This window comes from Anaerosolibacter sp. (assembly GCF_029240175.1).
Classification (GTDB): domain Bacteria; phylum Bacillota; class Clostridia; order Peptostreptococcales; family Thermotaleaceae; genus Anaerosolibacter.
Window position 1 is genome coordinate 129,638 of record NZ_JARBTM010000001.1, and the last position, 14,289, is coordinate 143,926.

The 14,289-nt window shown below is 41.5% G+C and carries 12 protein-coding genes; 5 read left to right on the forward strand and 7 right to left on the reverse strand.

Going from position 1 to position 14,289, the window contains the following annotated elements:
• Positions 1–24 precede the first annotated feature (24 nt).
• Both K0R93_RS00625 and K0R93_RS00630 read left to right on the forward strand, forming a co-directional pair.
• A complete protein-coding gene (locus K0R93_RS00625) occupies positions 25–1,422 on the forward strand; it encodes an MATE family efflux transporter (RefSeq protein WP_300295982.1) in 1,398 nt (465 codons plus the stop codon).
• A 267-nt stretch (positions 1,423–1,689) separates the two neighbouring features.
• Positions 1,690–1,902, forward strand: a complete 213-nt coding sequence (locus K0R93_RS00630) for a hypothetical protein (RefSeq protein WP_300295985.1) — start codon at positions 1,690–1,692, stop codon at positions 1,900–1,902.
• A gap of 167 nt (positions 1,903–2,069) precedes the next feature.
• Here the strand turns inward: K0R93_RS00630 and K0R93_RS00635 are convergent, their stop codons facing one another.
• Positions 2,070–2,444 carry a hypothetical protein gene (locus tag K0R93_RS00635; RefSeq protein WP_300295988.1) on the reverse strand — a complete coding sequence of 125 codons (375 nt, stop codon included), beginning with the start codon at positions 2,442–2,444 and terminating at the stop codon, positions 2,070–2,072.
• Positions 2,445–2,646: 202 nt separating this feature from the next.
• Here K0R93_RS00635 and K0R93_RS00640 point away from each other — a divergent pair, with 202 nt between their 5' ends.
• Together K0R93_RS00640 and K0R93_RS00645 are read left to right on the forward strand one after the other, a co-directional pair.
• Positions 2,647–3,372 (forward strand): HAD-IB family hydrolase, encoded by a 726-nt coding sequence (locus tag K0R93_RS00640; protein WP_300295990.1) that lies wholly within the window; start codon positions 2,647–2,649, stop codon positions 3,370–3,372.
• A 275-nt stretch (positions 3,373–3,647) separates the two neighbouring features.
• The gene (locus K0R93_RS00645) at positions 3,648–5,273 is read left to right on the forward strand and encodes a M20/M25/M40 family metallo-hydrolase (protein ID WP_300295993.1); all 1,626 of its coding nucleotides are present in this window, start codon (positions 3,648–3,650) and stop codon (positions 5,271–5,273) included.
• Between the two features lie 28 nt (positions 5,274–5,301).
• Here K0R93_RS00645 and K0R93_RS00650 read toward each other — a convergent pair whose 3' ends face one another.
• The 3 genes from K0R93_RS00650 to dapF are packed head-to-tail and all read right to left on the reverse strand — an operon-like array spanning position 5,302 to position 8,817.
• Positions 5,302–6,237, reverse strand: coding sequence for a S66 peptidase family protein (locus K0R93_RS00650; protein WP_300295995.1), 936 nt, complete (start codon positions 6,235–6,237; stop codon positions 5,302–5,304).
• Positions 6,234–7,922 (reverse strand): Na+/H+ antiporter NhaC family protein, encoded by a 1,689-nt coding sequence (locus K0R93_RS00655; protein WP_300295998.1) that lies wholly within the window; start codon positions 7,920–7,922, stop codon positions 6,234–6,236. Before K0R93_RS00655 ends, K0R93_RS00650 begins: the two co-directional genes overlap by 4 nt.
• A gap of 43 nt (positions 7,923–7,965) precedes the next feature.
• Positions 7,966–8,817, reverse strand: coding sequence for a diaminopimelate epimerase (gene dapF, locus K0R93_RS00660; protein ID WP_300296001.1), 852 nt, complete (start codon positions 8,815–8,817; stop codon positions 7,966–7,968).
• Between the two features lie 189 nt (positions 8,818–9,006).
• Here dapF and K0R93_RS00665 point away from each other — a divergent pair, with 189 nt between their 5' ends.
• Positions 9,007–10,239 (forward strand): LL-diaminopimelate aminotransferase, encoded by a 1,233-nt coding sequence (locus tag K0R93_RS00665; RefSeq protein WP_300296004.1) that lies wholly within the window; start codon positions 9,007–9,009, stop codon positions 10,237–10,239.
• Positions 10,240–10,704: 465 nt separating this feature from the next.
• Here the strand turns inward: K0R93_RS00665 and K0R93_RS00670 are convergent, their stop codons facing one another.
• From K0R93_RS00670 to K0R93_RS00680, 3 genes are all read right to left on the reverse strand, one after another.
• Positions 10,705–11,742, reverse strand: coding sequence for a S66 family peptidase (locus K0R93_RS00670; RefSeq protein WP_300296007.1), 1,038 nt, complete (start codon positions 11,740–11,742; stop codon positions 10,705–10,707).
• A 16-nt stretch (positions 11,743–11,758) separates the two neighbouring features.
• Complete coding sequence (locus K0R93_RS00675) at positions 11,759–12,529, reverse strand: GNAT family N-acetyltransferase (RefSeq protein ID WP_300296009.1); 771 nt, start codon at positions 12,527–12,529, stop codon at positions 11,759–11,761.
• 82 nt (positions 12,530–12,611) lie between these two features.
• Complete coding sequence (locus K0R93_RS00680) at positions 12,612–14,201, reverse strand: PstS family phosphate ABC transporter substrate-binding protein (RefSeq protein ID WP_300296011.1); 1,590 nt, start codon at positions 14,199–14,201, stop codon at positions 12,612–12,614.
• Positions 14,202–14,289: the final 88 nt, after the last annotated feature.

A 14,289-nucleotide genomic window follows, 5' to 3' on the forward strand; every position in this document is an offset into this window, starting at 1 on the left:
CTTATTTGAAAAGGGATGTTCTTTATGTACAAAATGCTAGAAAAGAAAGAACGATTATTTGCGCTGCTGTTTTCAAATGCTGTGCGTAAGGATGTTATTACCATCGCATGGCCTGTTTTGACTGAGCTGTTATTGGGCTCCTTGTTTGGAATGATCGATATGATGATGCTGGGTAGAATGAATGATCCTGCTGTAGCAGCTGCATCTGTGGCTGCTGTTGGAATCACCAATCAGCCTGTTTTCATCGGATTATCCCTCATTCAAGCCCTCAATGTAGGGGGAACAGCCATGGTGGCCCGTTATCTTGGCGCCAAGCAGCATGAAAGGGTCGAGAATACCGTAAAGCATATTATTCTACTAAATCAACTTTTGTTGGCTTTACCCCTTTCCATATTCGCAATTATTTTTACAGACTCTATCATGGCTTTCGTAGGTGCTAAGGCCGATACCCTGGCCATCGGTAGAAGTTACTTTAGAATTATCATGATCGGATTCATTTTTCAAGGTTTTACCTTCGCTCTGTCAGCTGCTCTTCGTGGCGCGGGAGATACAAAACTTCCGATGAAAGTGAATATTCGGGTAAATCTTTTAAATGTTTTTGGAAATGCCCTGCTTATCTACGGGTTATTTGGCTTTCCCCAGTTAGGTGTAACGGGTGCAGCCATCTCTACTGCCATTTCCCATGTACTGGCAAGCATTATCCTCCTCCGATATATTCTGAAAGGCAAGAGTATCATTAAGATTAATCTCTCAAACCCCTTCCGGTTGAATCGGGATATCATATACAATCTGATAAAAATTGGGGTACCTGCATCCATTGAACAATTGGCCTTAAGAATAGGTATTTTTCTTTTTGTAAAAGTGGTCGCTGCCCTGGGAACCGTTACTTTCGCAGCCCATCAAATATGCCTGAGTATTTTGGGTCTTTCTTTCCAACCAGGCCAAGCTTTTGGTATAGCAGCTTCCTCCCTTGTGGGTAGAAGCTTAGGCGCCAAAGAGCCAGATAAGGCCCAGGAATATGCACGGGAAACAAGAAAACTGGGTTCTATTATCTCTTCATTTATGGCCTTTATTTTCTTTGTATTTGGTCCTCAAATCGTTGGTTTGTATACAAAAAATCCAGAAATTATTCGAAGTGCCTCTATGGCTTTGAAGGTTATCGCTTTGGTTCAACCCTTTCAATCCTCTCAGTTTATACTGGCAGGCGGCCTACGTGGTGCTGGTGATACGGTATTCCCCTTGTTTTCTACCTTTATTGGTGTCTTGGGTGTCCGGGTAGTATTGTCTTACATATTGGTCAGCATCATGGGCTATGGCCTCGTTGGTGCCTGGATGGCTGTATTTGCCGATCAATTGGTCCGATGGGCTCTTGTATATTTTCGTTTCCAATCAGGAAAGTGGAAATATGTCACCATCCGCTAATAGATTAAATTCTCTAAAGATAGACTTAAATATGGCTAACCGCTAACTGCTAACGACTAACAGGATCGAGTTCTAGCTTTGAATCAACATTTAAGGTTGATTCAGCATTAAATAATTGCGTCACATATGCATAGGTCTTTTATAGGCACAATATCCTATTTTATTTTTCTGACCTGCTCCCTTATTGAAAAAAAACCATAGTCATATACAATAATAGTAAACCTACTCTCTAAATTTCATTGTACAGTTCTAAGGAAGGTTATGGTAATGGATAAAATCAGTGTATTAAAAATGATCTATGAAAAAGAGTCTGACCATGATAAAACAGATGGTTCAAACATATCTTTGGACGAACTCATACGAGGTGACCGCAAGCTGCGAAAGCTGATTGGTGACTTACAGAGTGAACAATTGGTACAATATACAAACTCAAAGCTTTCCCTTACCAACATGGGTAAGTATTTAGCAAAAATTTTATGATTTGTATACCCTTACGAACCCATACCACTCAAACATAGACAAGGCTTCCTATATTTTATATAGAAAGCCTTGTCAACTGTTATGGGAATAAGAATGCACACAGATCCGTATCTGTGTGCATTCCTATAATGATCTATATCAACCTCCGCCATGGAGGTGGATCGACTTTATTCGAATTCGCCCACTTCCTCAGGCATTGTCATCTCTGTAATTTCTACTCTGCCTAAAGCCGTGGATACCTCAACTTCTTCCCTTGTTCCATCAATCTCATAGACAATTTTCAACCTTCTGCTGTCAATCATAGATAACTCAAAATGATCAATTTGTTCTTGGTTTATAAAATCCTCACGAATTCTGTCCCGTAGGCTTTTTACCATGAACACATCAAATCCCGATAATTCTCCTACACATCCAGATATATACTCCTTGAGCCGTTCGTTGACTGTTAGGATATGCCTTAGTGTCATATCTCTACGGAAGTTTTCCACGGTAACAAATATTATCATTGTAATAAATCCTGCAACAATGATTGAACTCAACATATCCCATCCCACCCTCTCTAAATTTTCTTATTAAGATTTTACCCCAAAAAAACATACAAAAGCAATAAACAGCAAAAAAATTTAGAATATTTTGTTTTTGTCTTTTGTTGTTTTAAAAACAACACATTTTTTATTCACTTCGTTGGCAATCTAGAATATGATAGAATATACTATAAATACCAATTTTTCTTAGGAGGTGTCTATGGGTACAGTCGCTGCTTTTTTTGATATTGATGGAACCCTTTATCGTGATTCTCTCATGGTTGAACATTTCAAGAAGCTCCTTAAATATGAAGTCATTGATGCATCCCTATGGCATCATCATGCAAAACATACCTACGAAGACTGGGATAGACGACAGGGTAACTATGATGATTATCTTTTAGAATTGGCCCAAATCTACATTGATTCTATGAAGGGCTTAAATAGACACAACATAGATTTCATTTCTGATCAGGTAATCAATTTGAAGGGCGATAGAGTCTATCGCTATAGCCGTGCTCGAATTGCCTGGCACAAATGCCATGGACATAAGACAATCTTCATCTCTGGGAGTCCCTCATTCCTTGTAGAAAAAATGGCAAAAAAATATGAAATTACGGATTTTAGAGGTACAGAATACCTCTTGGATGATCAAGATAATTACACTGGAGAAATCGTCCAGATGTGGGATTCTGAGAACAAACATAAAGCAATCATGGAGTTTGTTAACAAATATGCAATTGATTTATCCAAAAGCTATTCTTATGGTGATACCAATGGGGATCTTGCCATGTTAAAGCTGGTCGGGCATCCTGTTACCATCAACCCTACCAAAGAATTGATCCATAACATTCAGTTAGATGAGGAGCTGAGAAAAAAGATTACCCTCATCGTCGAACGGAAGGATGTAATCTATAAACTGAATGCCGATGTTGAAGTCCTATAAAAGTTCTATACGGGAAACAAGGTGCTGTTTTTGCCGCAGCACCTTGTTCTTTTATTTAATAGGAAAGCTCTCCTTTCCTATTAAATAAAAGACAGGGGTGCAGGGGAAGTATTCCCATGCCGTAGTCAGAGGGGTGCTCAGGCTGCATAGCAGCCGTCGAAGGGGAACTAGGTTCCCCTAGCGAAGGCATCGTTAGATGCTTTTTTATGCAAAATGGAGGATATACTATAGAAGATATCGAATATTTCCTGCAAAGAATGCTAGGAGGTCACCCTATGAAATCAAATATCTACAACACCCTGCTTCAGCTTGTTCAGTGTCCAAGTATCACCGAATCACTGGATGAAAAAAATATGGCCCATGTCCTTTATGGTATATTACACGAGATTTCATACTTCCATAATAACCCCAATCAACTCATGCTCCACCCTATCCCTGACCATGATCTGTATTCTATCATTGCCCTATGGAAAAACCCTCTCCCTACGAAAAAAACCGTTATCTTACTCAGCCACTTTGATGTGGTTGCCGTCGATGAATACGGATATCTTAAGGATCATGCTTTCGATCCGGAATTCCTAGCCAAAGAATTCCACCAACTGAGCCTCCCCTTCGATGTCCAGGATGATTTAACCTCTGGTGATTGGCTCTTCGGCAGGGGAACCATGGATATGAAATGCGGGCTAGCCATAGAAATTGAGGTTCTCCGCTACTATGCTGCCCATCCCGAAAAATTAGACTGCAATCTACTATTGTTGGCGGTACCTGATGAAGAAGGGAACTCCCGGGGTATGCTGGGTTCGGCCTCAATGCTCTTGGCTTTAAGGGATACTCACGATTTAGACTATCATTTGGTGATTAACACAGAGCCTTTTTTTCCTTTGTACGCTGGAGATACAAAAAAATATCTCTATACAGGCTCCATTGGCAAGCTTCTGCCTATGATTTACTGTGCAGGCAAGGAAACCCATGTGGGCGAACCCTATTCAGGTCTAAATCCCAATCTGATTCTTTCAGAGATTAACCGTCGTATCGAAGCAAACCCACAATTTTGTGAATCTTGGGGTCGCTTTGTTACCCCTCCCCCATCGTGCCTTAAGCAAAAAGATTTAAAGGATTCGTATTCCGTTCAAATTCCAAGGGCTGCGGTTGCTTATTATAATTGGATGATTTTACGGGACACCCCCCAAGTTATTCTCAATAAACTCAAAAAGGTTTCCGAAGAAGCCATAGTTTCTGTACTTGAGGAGCGGACAAAGCAAGTAACAGCTTATCTCCGTAAATCCGATTATCCCCTTCAAGTGCCTACATGGGATGTGGAGGTAAAAACCTATGATGAGGTCTATCGGAAAGCCCTTGAAACCCATGGCGATGGTTTGATTCAATATCTAAATCAGCAAATTCCCCAATGGATAGAAAACGGGATCAAAGATGATCGAGAGTTAACCATCAAGATCGTAGATACAGTTTATGCCTATTATCCAGAGAAAAAACCTTTGGTAATACTGCTTTTTGCGCCACCCTATTACCCCAGCTGTTTTAATGAGGGCACAACCAATCATGAGGCAGCAGCTTTATCCATGGTGGATGAGCTCATTGCCTACGCCCAGTCTGCCTTTGATACAATCCTTGAGCCCTGTGCCTTTTTCCCAGGTCTCTCCGATAACAGCTACTTTGGCGTTAAAAATGGCCAATCAATTGTCCACGAATTCAAACCAAATATGCCCCTGTGGGGAATCTCCTATGACATGCCTATAGATACATTGGAACAGATCCATGTTCCCGTTTTGAACATCGGCACATTGGGTAAAGATCCCCATAAATACACGGAACGCCTAAATCTTCCGTACTCTCTGACGGTTACACCGGCAATAATCATGAAGTGTTTAGAGCATATATAATAATGCCAAGGGGCTATACCCCTTGGCATTATTGCGTTGCCGATTCTACGATCCGAATTTGTCTATCTAAAGCATTTAACTCTCCTTTAACCCCCAAGGGAATGGTCAGCTTATGCTTTCCATGACCACATTTCCAACCCATCACAGTGGGTTTATTTAAGGGTACAATCAAATCATGGATGACATTCTCCAGGGTCAAACTGTCTTCTGGATTTTCTGGTTCGTAGTCGATAAATTCTCCGATAATGATACCTGATGCCTCCTGAAGTTTGCCCGCCAATAACAGCTGGTTCAGCATCCGATCAATACGGTAAACACCTTCATGGATATCCTCGATAAAAAGTAATTTTCCCCTTGTATCCAGCTCAAAGGCGGTTCCCATGGTGGAAGAAATCAAAGCTAGATTTCCGCCAACGATTTCTCCATAAGCACGGCCTTCCACCATGGTTTTCATCTCTTCCCTATCAGGATTTTTCAATTCACCCAAAGGTTTTTCCCAAGAAACAGCTTTTATAAAAGCTTCTTTGCTATATCCATCGAAGCTTTCTTCTATCATATCCGAGGTCACCATGGGCCCATGGAAGGTTATCAGCTTTGCTTCTTGTAAAAAGGCAATATGCAGTGCCGTAATATCACTATAACCCACAAACACCTTTGGATTTTTTGCAATCGTATCATAGTCAATGCGATCCAAGAGCCTTCCCGCTCCATCCCCACCCCGCATACAAACGATTCCTTGAACGTTTTTGTCTCGAAACATTTGGTGGATATCCTTCAATCGAATATGATCTTCTCCAGCCAAGTATCCTCTTTTATGAAATACCGACTCTCCTAAAACAACCCGAAAGCCCATGTTAACAAGAATTTGAACGCCTTTATCCAATTTTTCTCTCGTTGATGGTCCACTAGGGGCAATGATACCAATGGTATCCCCTGGCTTTAGCGGCTTTGGCTTTAATTTCATCCCTTCTCCTCCTGTTGTACAAGCTCTATTTCAATAGGCTTTGACATCACCCTAAATAGTACGAGGGTTACACCCGCTGCCAATATCAGATTTACCAATACAGGTAAGCCCATAGCCACGCCTACGTATCCCATAGCAGCGCCTGCAGCCCCCATTAAAGCATAGGGGATTTGGGTGTTTACATGGTCCATATGATCTGACCCCGTAAACATGGAGGACATGATGGTTGTATCTGAAATAGGACTGCAATGGTCTCCAAAAACAGAGCCTCCGAATACAGCACCAATCGTAGCAAAAAGGAAAGTCATGGGATCAATGGCTGCTGCCATGGATGATTCGTGAATCATGGGTAATACGATAGGCATCATCACAGCAATGGTTCCATAGGTAGTCCCCGTGGAGAAAGAAATCATACTGGCCACGATAAATGTAATCAGAGGTATGACCCCTGGAGAAATGACCCCTTGGGTAATACTAACGATAAATTTGGCTGTGCCTACTTCTTTAATGGCTGACCCGATACTCCATGCAAAAATCAAAATCAGTGTTCCATAGACAATGGCGCGCATTCCCTCCATGCAGCCTTTAAATATCTTGCTGGTAGATGCAAGGTTCTGGATTCGATAGAGTACGATGGTAATAAACAATGCACCAAAAGATCCCCAGCATAAAGCAACAGACGTTCCTGCATCGGCTATGGCTGCCGTAATCGATACCTCAGGCCAGCCGCCTGTCTTTAACATGAGGAAAAGAATCAAGCAAACCAAAGAACCAATAGGAATGAAGAAATTTACCAACCTTCTTGGGCATTGATCTGAGGGTGTCAATTCTTCATCCATCTTTGTGGCACTTAGGGGTTGAGCGCCATCTCGAAGGATTTTCCCTGTAGAGATCGCTCTTCTTTCAGCTGCCAGCATCGGTCCATAGTCTCGCCCTGACCAAATCACATAGGTAAGCAGGATAAGGGAAACAATGTTATAAAAAATATAGGGAATCGATTTTACATAGGCGCCATAGGTGGAATAGGTGATTCCTAATGCATCAAATTGCGCCCCTATTTGGCCCGTCATATAAGCAATCCAGGAAGATACCAAAGCAATACACGCAATTGGAGCCGCTGTGGCGTCTACAATATAGGAAAGCTTTTCTTTGGAAATTCTGTAATCGGCTGTAATAGGACTCATGGCAGTTCCCACCACCAAAGTATTCACATAATCCTCATAAAAAACGATAAATCCTGCAAGCTCCGTGGCCAGTAATGCACCCTTTCTGCTTTTAATCTTAGAGGTAATCCATTGCACCACTGCATCGATACCTCCGCCAACCCACATAATACCTACTAATCCTCCCATGGCCAAGCCTGTCAGTACAATACGGGCTCCCCAAGGGTCCCCTAGATTGGTCCATAGCATTTCTACCGTCTTTCCGAAACCAGATACTGGATTTCCTCCTGTCAGCATGGTAGCGGCCACCCAAATTCCGATAAATAACGATGGCAATACTTCCTTTGTAACGAGACATAATATAATTGCAATCAATGGAGGCAGTAAAGAAAATATGCCAAAGCTTGGTGCAGGAGCACTCTCACCACCATCTGCAAAGATCATACCTCCCATAGCCATCACAAAAACAGCCATGACCATCACAAGTACTAAGCCCATTCTCCTGATTTTCACATTTTTCATAAATACCCTCCTTCTCCTTACTATATTTTGCTGAATGAACCTATCACCACCTTTCTTCTATCTTCCTTAAGCCTTCATCCAAAATCTTACCCTCTGCTACAAAGGCAGTGTGCCCCTTTAAATAAATGTGCTGTACCCTTGGAACGAATTGCCCAATGGTTATCTCAAGTACCCCTCCCAGCGTTAATATTTTTATCTTGGGCCCTTTCATGATCCCTTCCAAGACCAAAGCGATAGCCACGGAGGCTGCCCCAGTGCCGCAAGCCATTGTGATATCTTCCACACCCCTTTCGTAGGTTCTTACCAACACATGATCATCTTCTAATTTCTCATAAAAATTAACATTGGTGCCTTTAGGAAATCCTTGATGATACCGAAGCTGTCTTCCCAAAACCAGTAATTCTGTCAATGGCGTATCCGTAAGACCATTGAATGGTACAACCACATGGGGCACCCCAGGATCCCCTAACTCTATATATATACAAGTTAAGGCTTTATCGATAAAAATGTTTTTCTTCTTTTCTACAATAGAAGGATCATTTAACTTGATTGCTACTTCACTTCCTTTTACCGCGGCTTCTACTTTTCCCGCCAAGGTGTCAAAAACCATGTGTTCCTTTGCAATCCCCTTTTCATAAGCATATCTAGCGATGCATCGGGCACCATTGCCACACATCTCACCTTCACTGCCATCGGCATTGAAAATCCGCATAGTAAAATCCGTATCTGTTTTAGGAAGTTCAATCAAAAGAAGTCCATCTGCGCCCAAACCAAATCTTCTTCTACATACTGATATTGCTATGTCCTTCAACGATCCTTCTGCAAATTTCTCGTGTCGATGATCAAGCACGATAAAATCATTTCCTGCGCCATTCATTTTTGTAAATGGAATCAACGGCTTCCCCCCTTAAAGAAACATTATTATTAGTATATGTGTCCCTATGTAGGGATTTGACCTGTATTTTTAAGCTTTGTCTCCTCCTTCCCATTGAACACTTTTCGTTCCCTGGGAATATGATAGTAAAAGGTATACTTATTCCTATTGTTTTGGATCACAGGTTCAATGGAAAGGGGACGACTTGCAATGTATTTTATCCGTAATAAAATAGCCGACCGCCTAGGCGGTAAGGATTTCGATACATCTAAAAAGAGCTATAAATTTATGAAAATAAAAAAAGCCAAGGCTGAAGCCATGGCCGATCACCCAGAAATTCCCATTATAGACCTTGGTGTAGGAGAACCTGATCTACCTGCAGATCCTATGGTGGTAAACACCTTGGCTGCTGAGGCTGGTCATCGGGAAAACAGATGGTATGCGGACAATGGCATTCCAGTATTTCAAGAAGCTGCCGCCAAGTATTTACAGAATACCTATGGACTGCAAAACATAAATCCCGACTCAGAACTGCTTCATGGGATCGGAGCAAAATCTATTTTGGCCTTGCTCCCACTGTGCTTTATCAATCCTGGAGACATCACCCTTGCCACAGTCCCTGGATATCCAGTCATTGCCACCAATACCAAACACTTAGGGGGCGAAGTATATAACTTGCCCTTGTACAAAGAAAACAACTTCTACCCCGATTTCTCAAGGATCCCCGATCATGTTTTGGGAAGGGCAAAACTTTTATATATTAACTATCCTAATAATCCCACCGGCCAAGTAGCGACTGCAGAGTTTTATAAGCATGTGGTGGATTTCGCCTATAGAAATGATATCGTCGTCATCTCCGATGCCTCCTATGGTGCCATCACCTTCGATGGCTACCAGCCCCTAAGCTTTCTATCGGTGGATGGCGCCAAAGAAGTTGGTGCTGAGATTCACTCCCTATCCAAAGCCTTCAATATGACGGGCTGGCGCCTTGCCTTTATCGCGGGGAATGCCAAGATTATCGAGGCCTATGGTAATGTAAAGAACAACGCAGATTCAGGACAATTTATGGCTATCCAAAAAGCTGGGATCACTGCCCTAGCGCATCCAGAGATCACCCAGGCTAACTGTGAACGCTATTCCAGAAGATTCGATTTGTTAATAGAAACTTTGCAAGAAATAGGGTTTGACGCGAGAAAACCTAAAGGTACCTTCTACTGCTATGTGGCAATTCCCAAGGGAACCAAATCAGGGCTTATATTTGAAAATGCCGAACAGGTCTCAAACTACTTGATCAAAGAAGCCCACATCTCCACCGTGCCATGGGACGATGCAGGTGCATTCCTAAGATTATCTGTTACCTTTGAAGCAAAGGATTATGAAGAAGAAAAGCTGATTATGGAGGAGTTGAAGGATAGACTATCAAGGCTTGAGTTAGTATTTTAAGATAATTTAAATTATTTATCCCATAGACAACAAAGGATCTTGCATTCCTCAGTTGAGGAATGCAAGATCCTTGTGTTTTGTGTATATAAGTTTCACAGTTCTATAGTTAAATGGTAATATAAATACAAGTAATTTCATAGTTGTAGTAAGATGCGGCACAAATCCCGCAGATTAAGATCGAGATCCAGATTGAAACCCGTAGGGGCAGGGTCATCCTGCCCTTCTTCTGCTGATCTCTTGGGTCTTCGGGCGGGGAAACCCGCGCCCCTACCGTCTTTACTCGATCTCAATCTTGATCTCGATCTTACGTCGCAATATTTATTAAATGTGTCTTAATCACTATCATTGCTTCCATGAATATCTTAAATTATCCAGTCCCTAAAATCATCTCCTATTTTCTTCTGCTCATCGCAGGGATACACTTTTTCTTTCTATTTAGCGGAAAATACAGATAAACATAACGCCCTATAACACACCAGCTTCTGTGATGGTGAGTGTACCCTCTTCACAATTGATCTCTGCCATGGCGCCGTAGGGTAATGTGATCATCGGTGCTGTATGCCCAAAATTCATATTATATAGAATGGGCAAATCATGGAGCTTAAGTTCATCTCTCACAACGGTGAAAAGTGCTTTTTTATACTCCTCATAATACATATTGCCATAGGGTTTTGCGAAAAGGATTCCACTTATTTTCTGTAATATTCCTTGAGAACCATAGTTTCTTAGCCAGTACTCCACATATTCTGGGCTGGGTCTATCTTCTGAGGTTTCTAAGAACAGTATTTTGTTCTGCCACGCATCAGCGGAAGGCCATATTTCTGTCCCTTTCAGCATTTCTAGGACATCCATGCAGCCGCCGATTAATCTCCCGCCAGAGATTCCTTGGCCTTGGAGTACCTCGTATCCATTGTTAGGCTGCACTTCCCTCTTTGTATGCTTATTTTGCTCTTCCCATGGTAAGTATTCACTGGTCCAAATAGGGGATGGATCGATTTTTCCAATTGTATTGTTATCAAATAGCGTCTTTTCAATCCAATGCTGGGTATATGAAAACATTTCTACGTTCTCAGCAAACTCTGCGAGGATAGACGGTCCATAAAAACTAGAGATGCCTGCCTTATGGCAAATCATGTGGGCCACGGTCGTATCAGAATACCCCATAAGGATTTTGGGATTATTCTTGATTACATCAAAATCAATATATGGCAGCATTCTGACACTTTCATATCCGCCGATACACGAAAAGATAGCCTTTATCGATGGATCTGCAAAAGCTTTCATCAAATCTGCCGCACGTTCCTCAGGGTGGTCGTATACGTATTGTGAACCCTTTAAGGTAGTAGGCATTTCCACAACCTCAAGACCAAACACTTCCTGCAGCCGTTGTTTACCAATATGATAGCGCCATAGAATGTCGCTGTCCCCTGCACCACCCCATGACAAGCTCACCGTTGCAACTTTATCTCCACGATTTAGTTTTTTTGGTTTTATTAAGTTCATCGTTCTTCCCTCCTGTCTATAGCTGTATCTTCAATAACCTAGTCTGGCTGAATAAGCCTGCCTTTTCTAAGGTTTTCTTAGAATGATGATTATAGTACCAGCAGCCTGCAATTGGTGTGATTCCTTCTTCATAGCATAATTCCTTTAATGCAATAATCATATTGGTACCGATACCCTGCTGTCTACCTTCCGCTATTGTAAACATACCTATGCTGGCGACTTGATCATAGAGCTTACTTTTTTCAATGATACCAAAGGCTGCTACTTTTCCTTCTATTTCTCCAATATACAACTCTCTATTCTTTATATGTCGGTCCACATCATCGAAGAAATCTCCTGACTTTTCTCTGATAAATTCTATGTCCCTTTCTGTTGCTTGTTTACAGACGAAATTAGGTATCTTTATATGCTTAACGTCCCTTTTTGAATCTTTAAAAAAGTATGCTTGTATGTCGATTTTCCTTGCATACTCTAACCCATGGGATAAAAAGAATTCGTCACTGGTTGGAACATATGCATGCTGGATTTCCTCACTTTTTCTGATCTTGTGGAAAACCTCTTGCCCATGCTGTCGGTAATCTTTGTCTAGATAAAACTGTGTCAGTAAACCTTTATTAAATATTGAGAAATAGCCAATACCCTCTGTATCCTTCATGACTCGATAGTGTTGGGCATTCACAATGTGGCTTTCTAAATATGAATCAAAACAACTTACAAATCCCATAATGTTTTCTAGTAACATAGGCTGAATTTCTGATAATTCAACTGCCTTTATCTTGATATCCATGGTTCTCTTCTCCCCCTTTTCCAATCTTTAATACGTATATGCCCTATCGAATTCTCTCAATAATTTATTCTTTACCAGCAAATCACCTTGCTGATACATAGCCTGTTTTCTCAATAAGGTTCTGCCCCTCATCGGACAAGACCCATTCCAAAAACTTGCTCACATTTTCATTGGTATTTGATTTCAGCGTTACAGCATATACTGGAACGGTAAATGGATATTCCTTATTTCGAACGGTTTCAGGCGTTGGCTTCACCCCATTAACAGAAATATATTTGATCTGGTTGTTTTTGATCATGGAGGAAGAATAGTACATAAAGGAATATCCAATGGCGTTTTTGGCATTTTTATAGTTGGATACTTGGCTAATGATCTCTCCCATCCCTCCAGCATAGGTTTCCTTGGTGGGCTCCAACATTGTTCTATCCTTCATTACTTTATTCTCCATAACAGTCTGACTGCCTGAATTCTCAGGCCGCTGATAAGGTAATATCTTCTTATTTGCTCCCCCAACATCTCTCCAGTTGGTGATCTTTCCAGCATAAATATCCTGTATTTCCTGGATGCTGAGATTCTCTACGGGATTTTTTATATTTGTGAAGAATACAAAAGCTTCATATCCGATGGGTGTCAATACAAATTCATCACCCTTTTCTTTGCTCATCTCAACCTGGGCCTTTGATGGCTCTGCAACAAAGATTATATCGGTTTGCCCGTTAATCAATCGCTCATAGGCACCATTGGTCTTTGAGCACTGGACAATGTTGAAGGGATACTGCTTACTTTCCACGAAAGCCATATACACATCCTTCTCATGGCTGTCTTTATTTGCTTCATAGTATTCACCTAGCCCCTTATATACGGATTCCACAAATGCTCCATACACGGGATAGGCTGCGGTCGCCCCGTCGAGCCGGGGCATTTCTTCGAGTTCTTCAAATTGAAGGGACGCTTCACCATCTAACCTAGCCAATCCATTGTTCTCCTTAAAGGGAGCAATCTTAATTAGGTCAAATTCCGTCAAATCATTTCCCACCGTTACCTCTCCATAACGTAATTCAAGGAAGCCATTTCCGATAATCTCTCTGTTACTGGCACCTAGGAAGATCACCACAAGAATGCTTACACCAGCAAGGATAATTTTTAATTTTTTCCCCATTTCGTTTTTTATGGATGCTTTTGTTGCCCTTTCATTGAGAAGGAGTCCCCCAACAAAACCTAGATATCCAGATAGCTCTGCCACTGGCATAACAAAGTGCAGGCCCATAAAGGCAATGATAAAATCAAAGATAATAAAAAATGGATTTTTGAATGCATAGATGCCCCACCACTGGGAGTTATAGTTTCCTTTGGAAAGGGTCACCGCCAGTACTGCAAAGATCAATGCGTACAGGATAGGAAATAAGGGTGTTAAATACCTGACCTTTGGAGATTCGGGTTTCTCTTTAGATCTTTTTGAGAAAACATACCCGACTGTGCCACCGACGACAAAAGGACCAAAAAAAGCCGCTAAAATGGCAATAAGCCTGAAAGTACTTTTGCCGAGCTGTGCTAGACCCGGAAATTGACCCGCGATACTTAGCATGGCAATAAACAGGGGTGTGAGTATGACAGGAATCATAATCATCTGGGCAGCCAAAGAAGAAACGATATAGCTTCTATTTGATTTCATCATAATCTTTCCTTTCTTATCTTATAATTCTTACATATTAGACAAATCAATAGAAAATACCTTCATAATTTCTAAAAAAAGGAAATAA

Coding starts and splice junctions, on each gene's coding strand:
- K0R93_RS00670 (WP_300296007.1), bottom strand. CDS start 11,742: ATGAACTTAATAAAACCAAAAAAACTAAATCGTGGAGATAAAGTTGCA.
- K0R93_RS00675 (WP_300296009.1), bottom strand. CDS start 12,529: ATGGATATCAAGATAAAGGCAGTTGAATTATCAGAAATTCAGCCTATG.
- K0R93_RS00655 (WP_300295998.1), bottom strand. CDS start 7,922: ATGAAAAATGTGAAAATCAGGAGAATGGGCTTAGTACTTGTGATGGTC.
- K0R93_RS00635 (WP_300295988.1), bottom strand. CDS start 2,444: ATGTTGAGTTCAATCATTGTTGCAGGATTTATTACAATGATAATATTT.
- K0R93_RS00650 (WP_300295995.1), bottom strand. CDS start 6,237: ATGAAATTAAAGCCAAAGCCGCTAAAGCCAGGGGATACCATTGGTATC.
- K0R93_RS00645 (WP_300295993.1), top strand. CDS start 3,648: ATGAAATCAAATATCTACAACACCCTGCTTCAGCTTGTTCAGTGTCCA.
- K0R93_RS00680 (WP_300296011.1), bottom strand. CDS start 14,201: ATGAAATCAAATAGAAGCTATATCGTTTCTTCTTTGGCTGCCCAGATG.
- K0R93_RS00625 (WP_300295982.1), top strand. CDS start 25: ATGTACAAAATGCTAGAAAAGAAAGAACGATTATTTGCGCTGCTGTTT.
- K0R93_RS00665 (WP_300296004.1), top strand. CDS start 9,007: ATGTATTTTATCCGTAATAAAATAGCCGACCGCCTAGGCGGTAAGGAT.
- K0R93_RS00640 (WP_300295990.1), top strand. CDS start 2,647: ATGGGTACAGTCGCTGCTTTTTTTGATATTGATGGAACCCTTTATCGT.
- K0R93_RS00630 (WP_300295985.1), top strand. CDS start 1,690: ATGGATAAAATCAGTGTATTAAAAATGATCTATGAAAAAGAGTCTGAC.